Genomic DNA, 18,834 nt, shown 5'->3' on the forward strand with positions numbered 1-18,834 from the left:
AGCAAGCAAGCCGCTATGCGGCCAAGCCCGGATCGGCAGTGTCAGCTGACAAAGGCGGTCTCTGCCAGCGTCTGAGACAGGTCGGGCAGATCGGCCACGATCCCGTATTCTGCCATGCGTTCTGCTGCCGCGACCCACATCTGACGGTCAATCACGCCGATATCGTCCGCGCCGCCTGTGACATAGGGCTCCAGAAGTTCCAGCGTGCGGGTCTGGTAGGCAACGTCCTTGTAGGGCGACCCCTCCGGCACAAACTGCGCCACCACCATTTCGGCCGCGGCTGGTTTGTCCGCGAGCACGCGCGCCCACCCTTCGAACGTGGCATCGAGAAAGCTTGCAACGGTCTCGGGCGCATCCGCCAGCATCGCATCGGACACCAGGATCGTCTGTGCGGTGGACAGCAGACCGTGATCGGACAGCTTCAGCACCTCAGGTGCTGCGCCGTAGGCGGCCTCTACGCCGATCGGTTCGTCGATGACGTAGCACTGCACCGCGAACATCTCGCCCGATGCCGCTCGGTCGAACTTGTCGGCGTAGGGAATCTCGACGACCTCGATATCCTCGATCCCGTTCACCCCCTTGACCAGCGCCATGACCTTGAGCCCGTCCACGTGCACACCGACCGTCTTGCCGCCAAGCGCATCCAATCCGGTCAGACCAGCGCCCGCCGGGGCCATCAACCCGTAAGGCGAAGCCTGGAACATCGTGGCGGCGGCCTTGATCGGGGCGCCCCCTGCTTGTGCGCCGAGGATAAGGTTCTGTTCGGCACAGGCCATCTGCGCGCGCCCCTCGGCAACCTCGGATGCCACGTTGATCCCGTCGCCCCATGGTCGAATGTCCACATCCAGTCCGGCGTCGGCATACAGCCCCTCGGCTTTCGCCATGAACAGGCCGGCGAACTGGGCGTTGAATTTCCAGTCCAGTTGGAACGTAAGGGTTTGCGCAGCGCGGGCGCGCCCGGCGATGAATGGTGTCGCAAGGGCCGCAGCCCCCAATTGCAGCGCGTTGCGCCGCGTCAGACTGGTACAGGATAAAACACGTGTCATTGTCATCTCTCCTATATCGGGCCGCACTCCTGCGGCTGCCGATGAGGTAGAGTGCAATGCAGTTCAGGCGCGTTTCGCAAGCGCGTCAGTCGTCGCCCTGGGCCTCGCTGCGACTTTTTCCGGCAACTTGCTGGGCCAATGTCGCCGCCATGAGCGCATTGAGATCCCCGTCGAGAACCCCGCTTGTGTCCGAGGTCTCGAACCCCGTTCGCAGATCCTTGACCATCTGATAGGGCTGCAACACGTAGGACCGGATCTGGTTCCCCCAGCCCGCATCGCCCTTGTTCTCATGCGCTTCGTTGATCGCAGCGTTCCGGCGATCCAACTCCATTTGATAGAGCCGCGATTTCAGGGCCTTCATGGCGATATCGCGGTTCTGGTGCTGGGACTTTTCGGAACTGGTGACGACGATACCGGTCGGATTGTGAGTAATCCGTACAGCAGAGTCCGTAGTGTTCACGTGCTGCCCGCCCGCGCCCGAAGACCGGTAAGTATCGATCCGGATGTCTGCCGGGTTCACCTCAATCTCGATATTGTCGTCCACAACGGGATAAACCCAGACTGAACTGAACGAGGTGTGCCGCCGCGCAGAACTGTCATAGGGGCTGATGCGTACCAAACGGTGCACGCCGGATTCGGATTTCAGCCAACCATAGGCATTGTGTCCGCTGATCTTGTAGGCGGCGGACTTGATGCCGGCCTCTTCACCCTGCGTTTCCGATTGCAGCTCCACCTCGTAGCCCTGCTTTTCCGCCCACCGCACATACATGCGCGCGAGCATCGACGCCCAGTCGCAACTTTCAGTGCCCCCTGCCCCGGAGTTGATTTCGAGGAACGTATCGTTGCTGTCCGCTTCCCCGTCGAGCAGCGCCTCCAACTCCTTCGCGGCAGCTTTCGTCTCCAGTGCCTTGAGTGCTGTTTCGGCCTCGGCAACGACATCGGCATCGTCTTCCATCTCGCCAAGCTCGATCAGTTCCACATTGTCGGAAAGCTCCTGCTTGATGCCCTCAAAGGTCGAGATTGCATCGACGAGCAGCTGTCGCTCGCGCATGAGCTTCTGCGCCCGCGCCTGATCGTTCCACAGATCGGGATCCTCGATCATCGCGTTGAACTCTTCGAGCCGGTGCGGCGCGGTCTCATAGTCCAGCCGCTGCTCAAGCAGTTTCAGCGATTTCTCAATGGCCTCAACGGCGTTCTGGGCGTCTGCGCGCATGGGGATTGCCTTCCAACCTCGGTGGAGAGCGTCAGCGCCCCCCGGCTTTCGGATGTAGCCAAACCCCGCGCGACACTCAAGGGTCCGGGGCTATTCGGCGGGCGTTGCCTCTGCCTCCAGATACGCGAGGCTTAGGACAACGGCAGCGAGGACCGTGTTGATGAGCCCCAGCAGCCAGCCTGCCATCGAAAGAAGAAAGACAAACAGGTCGAAGGTGCCGCGATACGTCGGCAGGGCGTCGACAGCGACCGATAGGATCGCCAGACCGAGGGTCGTGCAGAGCGCCGGGCCGATCAGAAACCGCGCCATTGTGCGCCAGAAGGTCAATCGTCCGCGCCGCGAGGCACTGGCGAGACGTTTGTCGCCCCCGGTGGCGGCAGCCGGAAACACGGTACCGAACTGGGCCAGAACCAGCGCAAAGAGCAGCAATCCGACCGACACCGAGACACCAAGCACAAAAATGCGGGCCGTTTCGTTTTCCAGTGCGAGCAACGGCGACGCCATGAACAAAACAGCCAGCATCACCGCAGCAACGAACGGGACGGTCGCGAAATAGCGCCAAAGGAACGGCCACTTTGAAGACAACTCGAATACCTCGCGTGCCTGACCTGATGGCGGTGGCCCCAGCACTGCAGTACGGTGGGCCAGGTAAGCCACCAGTCCATACCCGGCCAGCACGCCGCCCAAGGGCATTTCGCCCGGGAGCATCATCTCAAGCACCGCAAGCGCAATGGCAGCGGCGATCAGGATCACGGCATTGGCTTTGAGTATGGGCCAGGCAAAGGCGTACATGTCACCTCCTGAGCTTCGTTCCGCCCCCAAGACATCGACCTAGATCGAAAACCACGAAGTCAAAGCTAAGGCATACGCCCTTAGTAAAGCCCGCCCGCCGTTACGGTGCCGACATTGGCTTTCTCAGGCACCACGGCCGTCCGCCCAGTGGACGTGACAACCTCTGTCCCGCCCTGCTGCGTGTCCTGTGGCGGTGTGAACAGCGGTAAGTTGGACCCCATTGCAAACCCACCGTCGATGGCCGCGCCCACGCCGTAGAACGGCTCTTCGCCCGCACGGAAGAGTTCCGCGACGACCTGTGCACCAGAGGCATCGTCATCCACGCGCCCACCGGTGATCCGGTCGATTTTCACGAAGGTTCCGCCATCGGGCACCTTGAACCGGCCACCACCGTATTCCTCAACCGCCACGGTCATGAAATCATTAAACACCGGGCCGCACATGCCGCCACCCGACGCACCGCGCCCGAGCGTGCGCGGGATGTCGTATCCGATGTAGCAGCCCGCGACGATGTTCGATGAAAACCCGACAAACCAGACATCCTTGGCGTCATTGGTGGTGCCGGTCTTTCCAGCGATCGGCACCGGCAGGTTAACCGTTCGCGCCGCCGTGCCCCGGTCCACAACCCCCCGCATCATGGAGGTCAGCTGGTAAGCTGTGATCGGGTCGATGACCCGCGCGCGGTTCGACTTGATGCGCGGTGCCTCGCCATCGGGCAGGCTGGCTTCCATACAATCGAGGCATTCGCGGCGGTCATGACGGTAGACCGTCTCGCCCCAGCGGTCCTGTACGCGGTCCACGAGCGTCGGTTCCACGCGTTCGCCGCCATTGGCGAACATCGCGTATGCGGCCACCATGTTGAACAGGGTTGTTTCCTGCGACCCCAGGGCATTGGCCAGAAACGGTTCAAGCTTGTCATAGACACCGAACTGTTCAGCGTAGCGCGCAACTGTTTCCATGCCGACCTCTTGCGCAAGCCGCACGGTCATAAGGTTCCGCGACCGTTCGATCCCGGTGCGCAGTGGTGTCGGTCCGTAGAACTGGTTGGAGGCGTTTTTCGGCCGCCAGATGCCACCGCCGGTGTCAATCTCGATCGGGGCATCGATCACGATGGTCGCCGGCGAATAGCCCGTGTCCAGCGCGGCGGCGTAGACCAGCGGCTTGAAGCTCGACCCTGGCTGGCGTGTGGCCTGCGTGGCACGATTGAAGACGGATGACTGGTAAGAGAACCCGCCCTGCATCGCCAGAACGCGCCCCGTGTTCACGTCCATCGCCATGAAGCCACCCTGCACTTCTGGGATCTGGCGCAGGGACCAGCCGTTCTCGCCATCTGTCACATGGATCACATCCCCAACGGCCAGCAGATCGGACGCGGTGCGCGCCTGCGGGCCAAGCCCCCCACCCTCGCGCCGCGGGCGCGCCCACCGCACGTCACGCGCAGGCAGGCGTTCGGCGTCTCCGGGAATGCCCTCCACGCCGAGGATGGCATCGCCGCCATCAAACCCCAGCACAACTGCCGCGCGCCAGCCCGCAATATCGCGCGGCACGCGCAGGTCCGAGAGGGCCTCGCGCCAAGTGCCAAGTTCAGCTTCGGAGATCCGCTCGGAGGGGCCCCGATAAACACCGCGAGATCGGTCGTATTTCTCCAGCCCGTCCTGCAGAGCCTTGGCCGCACTGCGTTGCAAAAGCGGATCGACCGTGGCGCGAATGGTCAGACCGCCGGTAAAGAACTCTTCTTCACCAAAACGCCCCGACAACTGGCGCCGGATCTCGTCGGTGAAGTAATCGCGGGGCGGGAGTGAACTGCGAAAACTCGCGTAGGCCCCGCTTTGCACGGATTCCAGCGGCATTTCACGGGCGGTCTGATAGGCATCTGCCGTGATGTAGCCGTTCTCGAACATCTCGCGCAGCACGAAATTGCGTCGGCCCGTGGCCTCTTCGCGGTCGCGCACCGGATGAAGGTTCGAGGGTTCCTTGGGCAAGGCCGCAAGATACGCCGCCTCGTGGATCTCCAGTTCGGCCAGCGCCTTGTTGAAATAGGTCTGTGCCGCCGCCGCGACACCGAAGCTGTTCTGACCAAGGAAGATTTCGTTGAGGTACAGTTCGAGGATATCCTCTTTCTCGAGCGTTTCCTCGATGCGGGCCGACAGGATGATTTCCTTGATCTTGCGCTCTGCGGACCGCTCCCCCCCCAGTAGGAAATTCTTCATCACCTGCTGCGTGATCGTCGACGCACCACGCAAGCGCCCGCCAGTGGCCGCCTCGTACGCTGCCGCCGCGATCCCGCGCGGATCGTAACCCTTGTGGCTGTAGAAATTCTTGTCTTCCGCAGAAATGAACGCCTGCTTGACCAGATCGGGGATTTCATCGGCCGGTGCGAACACCCGCCGTTCGCGCGCGAACTCGTCCATCAAGGCGCCTTCGCTGGAATAGACGCGGCTGATCGTGGGCGGGGCATACTGCGCAAGGGCCTCGGTATCCGGCAGATCGCGCCCGTACATCCACAGCACAGCCCCCACCGTCAGCGCCACGGCAAAAAGCCCCAGCGTCAGAGTGGTAAAGATGGCGCCGAAAACGCCAAGAATGAACCGGATCAACACAGCTGCCCCATGCTTCGTTATCGTGTCAGTCTATACCGATCTCGGAGCGTCCGGTCAAAAGCACAACCGTCTGACGGCGCGTAAATACCGCAGGCCCTGCGCGACACGCCGCCGCCTCTGCATCACATCCGCGCGAGCCTGCGCACTCGGAAGGGCAAAAAAAGATGGCACCCAGACCGGGACCTGAACAGATCATCCAAACCTACACCGAAGGCGCACACATCTTTGCGCGCGCGCGAGGGACCTCCTTGTGGGAGCTTCCGATGCTCCGACGCCTTCAGCGCGAAGCGAAAGGTCGCCGCGTTCTGGATATCGGTTGCGGGACGGGCATGCCGCTTGCATGGTGGCTGGCTCGGCGCGGGTTCATGATGACAAGCACGGATGCCGCTCCGACCATGCTGGCATTCTACCGTGCCGACGTTCCCGGAGCCCGCTTACATCTGGCAGACATGCGCCACCTCGCCATGCGCAGGCAGTTCGACGTGCTGCTGGCCTGGGACAGCTTCTTTCATCTTTCGCACCGCGCGCAGGCAGGCATGTTTCCTATTTTTGCGAACCATGCCGCCCCAAACGCCCTGTTGATCTTTTCCACGGGTCCGACACGCGGCGAAGCTGTCGGGCATGCCGCCGGAGGGGCTGTGTACCACGCCAGCCACGCGCCGCTCACCTACCGGCGCATGCTGCGCGCTGCGGGGTTCGAGGTTGTCTTGTTTCGCCCGAACGATCCCGATCTGGACCGCCACAGTTGGTGGGTGTGCCGCAAGACCGGCAGGCGCGGTTACTGACGGATCAGGTCCGCTTCGGCGGCATCTCCGATGGCCCATCTTTCGAGCGCGGTGCGAATCCCTTCGGCCAACTGCATTCGCCACTCTTCGGAGAGCAGGCGTTCCAGATCGCTGTCAGAGCTCAGAAACCCAAGCTCGATCAAAGCCGATGGGATGTCGGGGGCCCGTAACACGGAAAAATCAGCAGAAAGGCGCGGACGTTGATGCATTTCGCCGACCGTTTCGGTGATCCCTTCCACCAAAGCGTCCGCCAACCGGTTGGATCTTGGGCGGACTTCGGTGCGGGCCAGATCCATCAATGCCGTCGCCACCGTGTCGTCCTGCGCGGTCAGGTCCATGCCGGCCAACAAGCTCGCGCGATCCAGTTGTTCGGCAAGCCGGGCCGAGGCCGCGTCCGAGGCCACATCCGACAAGGTGTAGACCCGTGCGCCCGACGCCTCTCCGGCAATCAGGGCATCGGCATGCAACGACAAAAAGACATCCGCCCCCGCCGCGCGCGCCCGCGCGACGCGTTCGGGCAACGGGACGAACTCATCCTCCGTCCGGGTCATCAGGACCGTATAACCGGCGTTGCGTACGAGGTGATCCTGCAACTCGCGCGCGAACTGAAGCATTAAGTCGGCTTCGGTATATCCATCCCGCTCCGCGCCCGGATCAAACCCGCCATGCCCCGGGTCCAGCATGACGATCAAGGGGCGGTCGCCGCGCTGGCGTGTCACGGCAAGGGCCTCCTGTTCCACCGGGGTCGGCTGATCTTCGGTCACTCCCAGATCGCCCCGCGCGGCATCGGCAAGAAATGTCACTTCATCAACGGCTGTCAGCGTGATCTCCAGCAGAGCCGTTCCCACCCCTTCGTCCACGAGCATTTCGGCCTCGGCCAGGGCCATCGGCTCCGACAGGAACAATTCCAGCCGCGACCATCCCTCGCGGGCCATGCTGGCGGACACCCGCTCGACGCCCGCGGTGCCCAGGTAACTTTCCGGCGCGGCACCGGAAAAATCCACTTCCCGAAACTCGATCACCACGCGCATCGGGTTCAGGCGGGTTTCGATGCGATAGGGCACCGGCTGAGACAGCCCGAGCACCAGCATGACGCCCTCCGCGGTGGTGCTCAGACTGGAATAGCCTTCATCGATACGGGCTAGCGCATGCAAGTCCTGCGCCGGTGCCGAACCCAGCGAGGCCAGCAGCACTGCAAGCGCCGCGCAAAAACTCGATACTGACCTGCTCATTCGATCGCCTTGATTTTTTTGGGCGACTATACGCAGTTACTTCTGCAACGAAAACAGAGATTACGCTCGCAAGGGTTGCCGCGCGTTAAAAAAAACGGCCAGACGGGACATCCCCTCCGCGACATCGCGGGTGGCTCGCGCATAGGACAGGCGCAGCATGCCTCCGCCCCGAAGGGCATCGAAATCAAGCCCGGGTGTCACGGCCACCCCTGCCGTCGAGAGGATTTCACGACTCAGCGCGAGCGTGTCCGAACTCAAATGCGAAACATCGACATAGACATAAAAAGCGCCATCGGGCGGCGCAAAATGCGTCAGGCCCATCGCAGTCAGCGCCTCGGTCACGATCCGGCGGTTTTCTGCATAAACCGCGCGATTGCCCTCTAGCTCCGCCTCGGCCTCGCCCGACAGCGCGCCAATCGCGGCGATCTGTGCGGCATGCGGCGCGCAGATGAACATGTTTTGCGCCAGCCTCTCGATCCGGCGCACGTGATCCTGCGGCACCACCATCCAGCCAAGGCGCCACCCGGTCATCGAAAAATACTTCGAAAACGAGTTGATGACATAGACCTCGTCGGACACCTCAAGTGCGCTGACCGCGCGGGCGCCATAGTGCAAACCATGATAGATCTCGTCCGAAATGAACGCCCGACCCTGCGACTGGCATGCCTCAACCAGCCCCGCCAGCCCCTCATGTCCAAGCATCGTCCCGGTCGGATTGTTCGGAGAAGCGACAATGGCCCCGGCGATATCGGCGGCGCGCACCGCGTCCGGTTGCAGGCGGTGCCCTTCCGCAGCGTGCGTCGGAAGGCCCACGGGCTCCAGAGACAAGGCGCGCAGGATCTGGCGGTAACTCGGATACCCGGGCTCCGCGACGCCGACCCGTTCACCCGCATCAAAAAGCGCTGTGAAGGCCAGCAGGAATGCCGCCGACGACCCCGCCGTGACAACCACACGATCCGGGTTGAGGTCGATGCCGTACCACCTTTGGTAAAGCCGCGCGATCCCTTCGCGCAGTTCCGGCACTCCCAACGCGACGGTGTACCCCAGTGGCGTGTCGAGGGCCCTGGCGAGCGCCGTGCGCGCCGCGGCGGGGGCCGGCGTGCCGGGCTGGCCGACCTCCATGTGGATGACACTTTGCCCCGTTGCCTCGGCAGCCCGCGCGGCCTCCATCACATCCATCACAATGAAAGGATCGATGTCGGAGCGGCTTGAGTTTCGCATCAGGGAGCCCTTAACTTCGCACGGCGTGCCCGCGCTCCCGAGCTTTCGCAATCTGCGGTCCAGAGGTCAATGCACCAACTCAAACACTTCCTGACAACGCTGTGCCTGATCTGCGCAACGGTTGTGAGCACCCTGCCAGCCAATGGCCAGTCGCTGATCCGGGACGCCGAGATCGAACGCTCGCTCCGCGAACTGGCCGCGCCGCTGATGAACGCGGCCGGGCTGGGCAACCAGCGGATGAATTTCTGGATTCTCGACGACAGCAAGATGAATGCCTTCGTCGCGGGTCCAAAGACCATCATCCTGCACAGTGGGTTGCTGTTCCGCTTGGAGACACCGGAAATGGTGCAGGCTGTACTGGCCCACGAGATCGCGCACATTGCAAACGGACACCTGTCGCGCCGTCCGGCGAACCTTCAGGCCTCCGGGCGCATGGCGCGGGTGGGTCTTGCCCTCGCACTGGCCGCCGCCGCCGCCACCGGCAGCGCGGAGGCCGCCGTCGGATTGGGCGTCGGATCCGCAGATGCGGCGCGTCGTGCCTTTTTTGCCCATACGCGCGCCGAGGAAGCCTCTGCCGACCGGTCCGCAGGACGCTACATGGTCGGTGCCGGTATCGATCCGGGCGCTCTGGTCGATGTTATGGAAGTGTTTCGTGGTCAGGAGGTTCTGACCACCGCCCGGCAGGACCCTTACGTGCGCACCCACCCGCTCACCCGCGACCGGCTGCGCGCTGCCCAAGGCATGGCCGCCGCCGCCAACGTGCCCGATCGGGACCGCAGCGCGTCGGCCTACTGGTACGCCCGGTTGCAGGGCAAGCTTTCGGCTTTCCTGCGCAATCCGAACTGGACCCAGCGTCGGATCGGCAACCGAACGGACGAAGTCGCCCTGATGCGGCGTGCAATCGCTTACCACAAGACCCCCGACCCCGAACGGGCCATTGCGACAATGGACAAGCTTCTGTCGGTGCGTCCCAATGATCCTTACTACAACGAGCTTCTCGGCCAGATCCTGTTCGAATCGCGGCGTTACCCACAAGCGGTCGAAGCCTACAGGCGCGCTGTCGCACTGGCCCCGCGCGAAGCGCAGATTCAGGCGGGGCTGGGGCGCGCGTTGCTCGCGCTCAAGACCAGCAGCGCCACGCGCGAGGCGCTCAACGTATTGCAGCGCGCCTACAGTCGCGATCCCGTAAACCCGCGTCTGCTGCGCGATCTGGCGCAGGCTTACGCCGAAACCGGTCAATCCGGCATGGCCTCGATCACGGTGGCAGAGCGGTACGCGCTGGCCGGTCGCCTTGACGACGCCGCTGTTCAGGCCCGCCGGGCGTCCGGACTGTTGCCGGCAGGCAGCCCTGGCGCGCGGCGCGCGCAGGACATAATCCGCAGCGCAGAGCGATCCTCGAAAGCCAGACGCTGAGGCACCGCTGCTTTCATCCCTTCAGCGGCGGCTTGCCCAGATGCTTGCGCAACCGCGACGGGGTGGATTTCTTGCGGTCCTTGTACGGGTTGGCGTCGGCCTGACTGCGCAAGGTCATCCGGATCGGCGTGCCGGGCATATCAAAATCCTCGCGCAAACCGTTGACGAGATAGCGTTTATAGGCATCAGGCACCTTGTCGGGATAAGAACACATGACCACGAACCCGGGCGGGCGCGTCTTGGCTTGGGTCATATACCGCATTTTGATGCGCCGCCCGCCTGGCGCGGGGGGCGGATGGGCCTCCATCATTGCAGCCAGCCAACGGTTGAGCTGCGCCGTCGGAACGCGCCTGTTCCAGACCTGATAGGCGCGGATCACTGCGCCACGCAGCCGGTCCATCCCGCGGCCCGTCTTCGCCGATACCGTCACGAGCGGGGCCCCCCGCAATTGCGGCAGCAACCTCTCGAACGCCTCTTTCAACTCCCTCAGCTTGCCCTGCCGGTCGTCCTCGATATCCCATTTGTTGACCGCCACCACCACTGCACGGCCCTCGCGCTCGGCCAGATCGGCAATCCGCAGGTCCTGCTGTTCAAACGGAATGGCAGCGTCCAGCAGAACCACGACCACCTCGGCGAACTTAACGGCGCGCAGGCCATCCGAAACGCTCAGCTTCTCCAGCTTTTCCTGAACCTTGGCCTTCTTACGCATGCCCGCGGTATCGAAGATGCGCACCGGCAGCCCGTCCCAATCAAGCCCGAGCGAGATTGCATCGCGGGTAATCCCGGCCTCGGGGCCGGTCAGCAGTCGTTCCTCTCCGAGCAACTGGTTGATCAAGGTGGACTTGCCCGCGTTCGGACGGCCGACAACGGCGACTTGCAGCGGCTTGGCGCGGGTCGGCAGCGCGGGCGCATCCTCCTCCTCGACTTCGGCCTCTTCTTCGGTCAGCAGGACATCGACCTCGGGGGCAACTTCGGCGTCTTGTGCGGCTTCGAACTTCTCCGCCAGCGGCATCAGCACCCCGGCCAGTTCCGCCATGCCTTCGCCGTGCTCCGCGCTTAGCGGGATCGGATCGCCGAGCCCCAGCGCGTAGGCTTCATACAGCCCGGCATCCGCCGCGCGCCCCTCGGCCTTGTTGGCGGCGAGGATCACGTTGGCATTGGCCTTGCGCAGAATGTCGGCAAAGACCTCGTCGGCGGGGGTCACGCCGGTACGCGCATCGATCACGAACAGGCAGGCGTCGGCCATGCCAACCGCGCGTTCGGTGAGTTTGCGCATGCGTCCTTGCAGACTGTCATCCGTGGCTTCCTCCAGCCCGGCGGTGTCGATCACCGTAAAGCGCAGATCGCCCAGACGCGCCTGACCTTCGCGCAGGTCGCGCGTGACCCCGGGCTGGTCGTCAACCAACGCCAGCCGCTTGCCCACCAAGCGGTTGAACAGTGTGGATTTGCCCACATTCGGGCGCCCCACTATGGCGAGGGTAAAGCTCATTGCGCGCACTCCGTCTCAAGGCGCCCGCTTTAGCTTGCCCCCTTGCCCGATGCAACACACGCCGTGCGTGCTAGCGATACGCGTGCAGCTCGCCATCTTGCGAGACAACGTAGAGTGTCTGATTGACGACGATCGGGGCGGACGCCGCCCCACCGGGCAGCTCTATCTGGGCCGTCAGCGCGCCCGAGCTGGGCGAGAAGCCGCGCAACACCTCGTCGTTGGAAGCGACCCACAAGCGTCCGCCAGCCAGAACCGGTCCGTAATGGGCATAGATGCTCTTGCGCCGACGTACCTTCTCATCAACGAATTTCGGCAGCGGCACGGCCCACACGACCTCGCCGGTACGGCTGTCAAGACGCACAAGCTCGTTCAGGTCGGACACCAGAAACAGCGTGTTGCCCACCGGCCAGACCGGGCTGGTAGCCCCTTCGTCCGCTGTCCATATCCGGTCACCATTGGCTGCATTGATGGCGGCGGTGCGGCCCGAGGCATTGCCCGCATAGATGGTGTTGCCCACGATAACCGGATCACCGGTGATGTCGGAAAATGCCGCATAGGCGCGTCCCAAGCGCTGCCCGGACACCGCCCCGCCCCACACACCGATCCCGGATTGGCGCAGCACCCCGGTGATTTCCGCCGACGGGAATGGCAAGATGGCGAGCCGGTCCGTCAGCGCCGGTGCACCGCCGCCGACATACCCCGTCCCCGACGGTGTTCCCGGCAAGGACCAGAGCACGCGCCCGTTACGCGTATCGATGGCCCAGGCCACGCTGTCACGCCCGACAAGATAGGCAATTCCCCCGGACACCGTTGGCGGCGCCGTGGCCGCGGCATCCAGTTTCTGTTGCCAGCGGATGTCCCCGGTTGCCGCGTCAAACGCAGTCAGAAACCCGAACGCAGACGTCACGTAAAGCGTGCCGTCGACAACCGCGAGCCCCCCGCCCGACGCCTCTTCGGACTGCTCGCGGGGCGGGGTCAGATCCCGCGTCCACAGAACAGCACCCGATGTCGATACGGCCGAAACCCGCGCCAGCGCATCGAGGGTAAAGATACGCCCGTCGGCGGCCACCGGCGTGGCGGTGATCCGACGCTTGCGATCCGACCCCGCCCCGATATCAGCGGACCAGATTCGCTGCGGGTTGGTGCCGAGTGCGGGATGCTGGATGCGGTGCTGCACGGACCCGTTCGTGTGCGACCAGCTTTGGTGATTGACCTGCGACGGCAGGCTGAGCGCGACCTCCCGAGGGGTCCTGTCCGCCGGCTCGGGCACTTCGGCCTCTGGGTCCAGCGGAGCCCGCACGTCGAGGCGCTCGCCTGGCAGGATAATCTCGTCCTCGCCACACGCCGCGACCAGTGCCGTGACGGTCAGCGCTGCCAAAAGTTGCGTCCAGCGCCATGCACTGCCGGTTGCCTGTCCCATGGCTGCTCTCCTGCCGTGCGCGGCCCTACCCCTGCGCGACATCGCCACCAAGTGCCACGATCAACTGAAGGACCCGCGTGCGCATGCCCTCGGTCGCACCGGCGGCCCCCAGAATACGCTGCAAGGTTTCGATCGCCGCATCCCTTTGACCGGTCTCTGCCTCGATCAGGGCGCGTTGTTCCAGTGCCAGCAGGCGGAACGGTCCGCTGCCCTGGATCAGTGTGTCCAGTGCCGCGCTGCGTTCGGCGGTCGTCAGGACGTCGCCGCCGATCATCACCATGCGCAACCGCGCAAGATCGACGTAGACCGCTGGCGTATCCGGTACCGCAGCCAGCGCCTGCAAGGCTGCAACCGCTTCCTCCGTCGACCGCGCCTGAACTTCCGTGGCGTAAATCAGCGCGCTGAGCGGTTCTGCGCCGTCAGGCGCGCGAACGTCTTCAAGGGCAATCAGCCTGCTTTCGATTTCTGTCATTTCCAGCGCCGCGTAAAGTGCATCGCCAAAGCCCTGTGCATCCGCGCGCGCCTGCGCCTTCTGCCACTCGTTATAGGCTGCGCCGCCCACAATCAGGACAACCAAGAGCCCCGCGATCCAGCCATACTTCCGAAACGCCCCATAAAGCCGGTCACGGCGGACCTCTTCCGACACCTCATCAATAAAACTTTCCGGATTGCTCACTGCGCGCGCCTCGTTGTCTTGCCCATGGCTGTCTTACACCGGCCACACTGCGAAAGCCAAGCCCCGCGCATGGACCGATTGCCACCTTGTAGAATGGAAAAAGAGGCGTATTTTGGACTCAACAGTTCAGCTTGGGCGTGTGCATGACTTCTGCACGCCGAAACAGCATTCTTTTACGGCTCCCCGGCCCGTCGCACGTTGTGCAGGAGTAGACCCATATGCGTATCGTCCCGGTCCTGATCGCGGTGATCGTCAGCGCCATGCTGTACGCCGTCGTGTTCGAACGCGACCGGCTGGAACAAGCCGTGGGGATCGAAACGCAAGCCGACACCGACGATGCCGACGTCCAGACCGAGCTCGCGAGCACGCCGACACCTGAACGTGAGCGCGCGGTTTCGGTTGTCGCGGTGTCAAGCCGAGCGCAGCAAATCGACAGTGCCGTGGTCCTGAGGGGCCGGACGGAGCCGGCACGCACTGTTGATGTGGCGGTTGAGGTGTCTGGGAGGATAATCTCGGCCCCCTTGCGGCGCGGCGTATCGGTAAACGCAGGCGACGTGTTGTGCCAACTCGACCCCGGCACCGCCGAAGTGACCTTGGCGGAGGCCCGTGCGCGGCTGGCGGAGGCTGAAATCACCGCAAATGCTGCCACGGAACTGGCCGAAGAGGGGTTCGTCTCAGCCACGCGCCGTGCATCGACCGCCGCAACGCTGGAGAGTGCGCGTGCCGCTGTGCGCCGCGCCGAGCGCGCGATCGAGGATTTGACCGTAACCGCGCCCTTCGGAGGTGTTCTCGAAGATGATACGGCGGAACTGGGCGCGTATCTCAGCCCACAGGGCGGTAATGGGGGGCAGTGCGCGAGGATCCTGCAACTGGACCCGATCAAGATCGTCGGGTTTGTTCCGGAGACGCTCGTGTCGCAAGTTTCCATCGGCGCGCCGGCGCGCGCACGGCTCAGCGACGGGCAGGACGCCGAAGGCACCGTGCGCTTCATTGCGCGGCAAGCGGACGAAACGACCCGGACCTTCCGTGTGGAGGTCGAGGTCGCCAACCCCGACCTGCGCCTGCGCGCGGGGCAAACCGCCGAAGTCGCCGTGGCGGCCGCCGGCAAGAGTGCGCATCTGCTGCCCGCCTCGGCGCTGACTTTGGATGATGATGGTCGCCTGGGCGTGCGCCACGTGGTTCAATCGGAGACGGGCACGATCACAGGTTTTACGCCCGTCAGCATCGTGCGCGACAGCACGCAAGGGGTCTGGCTCGCAGGCTTGCCCGACGAGATAGACGTGATCGTCGTCGGTCAGGATTTCGTCACCGCGGGCACCCCGCTGACCGTTACCATGCGCGAGCCCGCCACATGACCGGATTGGTTGATTGGGCCGCGTCTCGCGCGCGAATGGTGATCGCCTTCATCGCGCTGTCGCTGCTTGCGGGGACGATGGCCTATATCGGCCTGCCGAAGGAAGGCGAACCGGACATCGAGATCCCGGCTCTGGTTGTCTCGGTGCCGTTCCCCGGCGTCTCGGCGGAGGATTCCGAGAGCTTGCTGATCAAACCGATGGAAACGGAGCTGTCGGACCTGGACGGGCTGGACCGGATGACGGCGACGGCGGCGGACAATTACGCCAACGTGGTCCTGGAATTCGAGTTCGGATGGGACAAGACGAAGATCATCGCCGATGTCCGCGACCGGATGAATTCGGCAGAGGCGGAGTTCCCGGAAGGCTACGAGCAGTATACCATCAACGAGATCAACTTCTCGGAGTTTCCGATCATCGTGGTGAACCTGTCAGGTGGCCTGCCTGAGCGCACATTGTTGCGCGTTGCCAATGACTTGCAGGATACGCTCGAAAGTCTGGAGCCGGTGTTGGAGGCCGGGCTTGCCGGACACCGCGAAGAGATGCTCGAGGTCGTGATCGACCCGCTGAAACTGGAGGCCTACAACGTCACGGCCAATGAACTGCTGAGCGTCGTGCAGAACAACAACCAACTCATCGCGGCGGGCGAAGTGGACACGGATCAGGGCGCGTTTGCGGTCAAGATCCCGTCCAGTTTCGATGAACCGCGCGATGTGCTGACCCTGCCGGTCAAGACCAACGGTGACCGGGTGGTGACCCTTGGCGATCTGGCCGATATCCGCCTGACATTCGAGGACCGGACCGGAACCGCGCGGTACAACGGCGACGAGACGGTCGCGTTGCAGGTGGTCAAGCGCAAGGGATTCAATCTGATCGACACGGCCGCGCTCGTGCGCGAGACCGTGACGGCGGAAGCCGCGAAATGGCCGCCGGAGTTACAGGAAGCGGTGGTCATCAACGTCTCCATGGACCAATCGCGGATCGTCGCGTCGATGGTCAGCCAGCTCGAAGGGTCGGTGCTGACCGCGATTGCGTTGGTGATGATCGTGGTACTTGCGACCCTCGGCACCCGGTCTGCGCTGCTGGTCGGCTTTGCCATCCCCACGTCATTCCTGTTGTGTTTCGCGTTCCTGGCGGTGATGGGCGTGACGGTGTCGAACATCGTGATGTTCGGGCTGATCCTTGCCGTGGGCATTCTTGTCGATGGCGCGATTGTGGTCGTGGAGTACGCTGACCGCCGCATCCGCGAGGGCATTGGTCCGATGCAAGCCTATACGGATGCCGCAAAGCGCATGTTCTGGCCCATCGTCAGTTCGACCGCGACGACGCTCTGCGCGTTTCTGCCGATGCTGTTCTGGCCGGGCGTTGCCGGTCAGTTCATGGGGATGTTGCCGGTCACGCTGATTTTCGTTCTGACAGCCTCGCTGGTTGTCGCGCTAATCTACCTACCGGTGATGGGCGGCGTCGCTGGTCGCTTGAGCCGGAACTTCGAACGCGCGGCCCGACTGCTGATGCCGCTGCCATTGCTTGTACGTGCGGCACTGGCTGCCGCGTCGGGCTTCTTGATGTTCGTGGCCGCGATGCAACTTCTCAACCCGTCCTACCTGCTGCCCCTGCCTGCGCGCGGCGGCGGGCTGGGCGCTTATCTGCCGGGCATGGCGATGGTCATGATTGCCGCCATGGCCCTGTCGATCACCTTGACGGCGACCAAGCGCCCGCGTGAGGCGAACAGCATCCGCGCAGGGTATCGCAATTCGCTCTTTGGCTGGTTCATCCGGGCCGTGACCGGCAACCCGGTCATGCCGCTGGTCGCCATCGGGGTCGTCGGCGCAATCGTCACGCTCACATTCGTCGCCTATGGGCAGAACAACCGCGGCGTGGAGTTCTTTGTCGACTCCGAACCAGAACAGGCCATCGTTTACGTCCGCGCCAGAGGCAACCACTCGCTGACAGAGAAAGACGCGCTGTTGCAACAGGCCGAGGCCATCGCGCTGTCCACACCGGGGATCGAGTCGGTTTTTGCCTTTGCTGGCGAGGGCGGTTTGAACCAGAACACGGGCGGGGCCTCGGCCCCGATCGATGCGATCGGCACGATCCAGCTTGAGCTTGTCCCGTGGGAGGACCGGCAGGGCGGTGATCTGTCGAGCGGGGATGATATCCTTGCGCGGATGGAGGCCCGCCTGAAGGCGTTGCCGGGCATCCAGACAGAAATCATGGAAATGGCACAGGGCCCCGCAGGCGCAAAACCTGTGCACCTGCGCCTCAGCGGGACGGATTTCAACGCGCTCGCGGCCGCAACCCAGATGGTGCGCGACCGGTTCGAGGCCACCGAAGGGCTGCGCGACATCGAAGATACGCGCCCCCTGCCCGGCATCGACTGGCAGATCGACGTCGACGTGCAGGCCGCAGGCCGCTACGGCGCGGACGTCGCGACTGTGGGCGCCATGGTGCAACTGGTGACGCGCGGCATCCTTCTCGACACGATGCGGGTCGACAGCTCGGATGAAGAGATCGAGATTCGCGTCCGGTTCCCCGAGGAAGACCGCGTGCTCTCGACCCTCGATACGTTGCGCGTCCGGACCGAACAGGGCCTGGTGCCGCTTGCCAATTTCATAACCCGCCAACCCGTGCCCAAGCTGGGCCAGATCGACCGTGTGGATGGCGAGCGCTACTACGACGTGAAAGCCGCTGTCCGCGAAGGGCTGACCAACCCCGACGGCACGGTGATCAATGCCTCAGAGCGGATCGCGGTGCTGACCGAGTGGCTTGAGACGCAAGCGGACATCCCCTTTGGCGTGGCGTGGGAATGGACCGGCGATCAGGAGGACGAGGCCGAAAGCCAGGCCTTCCTCAGCCAGGCGTTCCTCGGCGCGCTGGGTCTGATGTTCATCATCCTGCTGGCGCAGTTCAACAGTTTCTACAACGCGGGCCTCGTGCTGATCGCAGTTGTCTTGTCGACCACTGGCGTGTTGATCGGAATGATGATCATGCAGCAACCCTTTTCGGTCATCATGACCGGAACAGGCATCGTGGCCCTCGCCGGGATCGTGGTGAACAACAACATCGTGCTTATCGACACATACCAGGACTACGCCCGCTTCATGCCAAGGCTGGAGGCCGTGGCACGCACGGCACAGGACCGCCTGCGGCCGGTTCTTCTGACCACGCTGACAACCATGGCAGGCCTGACACCGATGATGCTGGGCATCAGTCTGGACTTCTTCGGCGGCGGATACACGATCGACAGCCCCACGGCGCTCTGGTGGACGCAACTGGCGACGGCGGTCGTCTTTGGACTGGGGGTGGCGACGGTCCTGACGCTGGTCTTCACACCGTCGATGCTGGCGCTGCGCATCTGGATCGAGGAAGGCGCCTATAGCGGCATGAAGTGGATGCAGGCGCTGAGCCAGGGCCGCGCGAGCCGGGCCGCTCGCGACCTGATGCTGCGTCGCGCCGCACGCCGCACGCCGATCGGCGATCTTGTCTGGACAGATTTCGAGCCGGAGGCCGCCGAAGAGCCCGTTCGCGTTGCAGACGGCCCCGTCCGCACCGCAAAGATTGACCGCGACCCACCCCTCGAAGCGGCGGAGTAACG

At 63.8% G+C, this 18,834-nt stretch carries 13 protein-coding genes; 4 read left to right on the forward strand and 9 right to left on the reverse strand.

Going from position 1 to position 18,834, the window contains the following annotated elements:
* Nucleotides 1-41: 41 nt before the first annotated feature.
* The 4 genes from ACP15N_RS01975 to ACP15N_RS01990 all read right to left on the reverse strand — a co-directional run bounded on the left by ACP15N_RS01975 (nt 42) and on the right by ACP15N_RS01990 (nt 5,648).
* Complete coding sequence (locus ACP15N_RS01975; protein WP_425090538.1) at nt 42-1,046, reverse strand: ABC transporter substrate-binding protein; 1,005 nt, start codon at nt 1,044-1,046, stop codon at nt 42-44.
* 85 nt (nt 1,047-1,131) lie between these two features.
* Nucleotides 1,132-2,259 carry a peptide chain release factor 2 gene (prfB, locus tag ACP15N_RS01980; protein ID WP_425090539.1) on the reverse strand — a complete coding sequence of 376 codons (1,128 nt, stop codon included), beginning with the start codon at nt 2,257-2,259 and terminating at the stop codon, nt 1,132-1,134.
* A 90-nt stretch (nt 2,260-2,349) separates the two neighbouring features.
* Nucleotides 2,350-3,051 carry a hypothetical protein gene (locus ACP15N_RS01985; RefSeq protein WP_425090540.1) on the reverse strand — a complete coding sequence of 234 codons (702 nt, stop codon included), beginning with the start codon at nt 3,049-3,051 and terminating at the stop codon, nt 2,350-2,352.
* Between the two features lie 80 nt (nt 3,052-3,131).
* Nucleotides 3,132-5,648, reverse strand: coding sequence for a penicillin-binding protein 1A (locus tag ACP15N_RS01990; protein WP_425090541.1), 2,517 nt, complete (start codon nt 5,646-5,648; stop codon nt 3,132-3,134).
* Nucleotides 5,649-5,815: 167 nt separating this feature from the next.
* Between ACP15N_RS01990 and ACP15N_RS01995 the strand changes: the two genes are divergently transcribed.
* The gene (locus tag ACP15N_RS01995; protein ID WP_425090542.1) at nt 5,816-6,436 is read left to right on the forward strand and encodes a class I SAM-dependent DNA methyltransferase; all 621 of its coding nucleotides are present in this window, start codon (nt 5,816-5,818) and stop codon (nt 6,434-6,436) included.
* On the opposite strand, the gene ACP15N_RS02000 is transcribed toward ACP15N_RS01995, so the two are convergent.
* Nucleotides 6,430-7,668, reverse strand: coding sequence for an N-acetylmuramoyl-L-alanine amidase family protein (locus ACP15N_RS02000; RefSeq protein ID WP_425090543.1), 1,239 nt, complete (start codon nt 7,666-7,668; stop codon nt 6,430-6,432). The genes ACP15N_RS01995 and ACP15N_RS02000 overlap by 7 nt on opposite strands.
* A gap of 60 nt (nt 7,669-7,728) precedes the next feature.
* Nucleotides 7,729-8,889 (reverse strand): aminotransferase class I/II-fold pyridoxal phosphate-dependent enzyme, encoded by a 1,161-nt coding sequence (locus tag ACP15N_RS02005; protein ID WP_425090544.1) that lies wholly within the window; start codon nt 8,887-8,889, stop codon nt 7,729-7,731.
* 69 nt (nt 8,890-8,958) lie between these two features.
* Here ACP15N_RS02005 and ACP15N_RS02010 point away from each other — a divergent pair, with 69 nt between their 5' ends.
* Nucleotides 8,959-10,302, forward strand: a complete 1,344-nt coding sequence (locus tag ACP15N_RS02010) for a M48 family metalloprotease (protein ID WP_425090545.1) — start codon at nt 8,959-8,961, stop codon at nt 10,300-10,302.
* A gap of 13 nt (nt 10,303-10,315) precedes the next feature.
* On the opposite strand, the gene der is transcribed toward ACP15N_RS02010, so the two are convergent.
* The 3 genes from der to ACP15N_RS02025 form a co-directional block, all read right to left on the reverse strand.
* A complete protein-coding gene (gene der / locus ACP15N_RS02015) occupies nt 10,316-11,791 on the reverse strand; it encodes a ribosome biogenesis GTPase Der (protein WP_425090546.1) in 1,476 nt (491 codons plus the stop codon).
* A 70-nt stretch (nt 11,792-11,861) separates the two neighbouring features.
* Nucleotides 11,862-13,211: a PQQ-binding-like beta-propeller repeat protein gene (locus tag ACP15N_RS02020; protein ID WP_425090547.1), complete on the reverse strand. Its 1,350-nt coding sequence runs from the start codon at nt 13,209-13,211 to the stop codon at nt 11,862-11,864.
* 25 nt (nt 13,212-13,236) lie between these two features.
* Nucleotides 13,237-13,887 carry a hypothetical protein gene (locus ACP15N_RS02025; RefSeq protein ID WP_425090548.1) on the reverse strand — a complete coding sequence of 217 codons (651 nt, stop codon included), beginning with the start codon at nt 13,885-13,887 and terminating at the stop codon, nt 13,237-13,239.
* Between the two features lie 218 nt (nt 13,888-14,105).
* Between ACP15N_RS02025 and ACP15N_RS02030 the strand changes: the two genes are divergently transcribed.
* Nucleotides 14,106-15,242 carry an efflux RND transporter periplasmic adaptor subunit gene (locus tag ACP15N_RS02030; RefSeq protein WP_425090549.1) on the forward strand — a complete coding sequence of 379 codons (1,137 nt, stop codon included), beginning with the start codon at nt 14,106-14,108 and terminating at the stop codon, nt 15,240-15,242.
* Nucleotides 15,239-18,832 carry an efflux RND transporter permease subunit gene (locus tag ACP15N_RS02035; RefSeq protein WP_425090550.1) on the forward strand — a complete coding sequence of 1,198 codons (3,594 nt, stop codon included), beginning with the start codon at nt 15,239-15,241 and terminating at the stop codon, nt 18,830-18,832. The genes ACP15N_RS02030 and ACP15N_RS02035 overlap by 4 nt, the downstream gene beginning before the upstream one ends.
* The last annotated feature ends 2 nt before the right edge of the window (nt 18,833-18,834 follow it).

The organism is Tropicimonas sp. S265A (assembly GCF_049800835.1).
Classification (GTDB): domain Bacteria; phylum Pseudomonadota; class Alphaproteobacteria; order Rhodobacterales; family Rhodobacteraceae; genus Dinoroseobacter.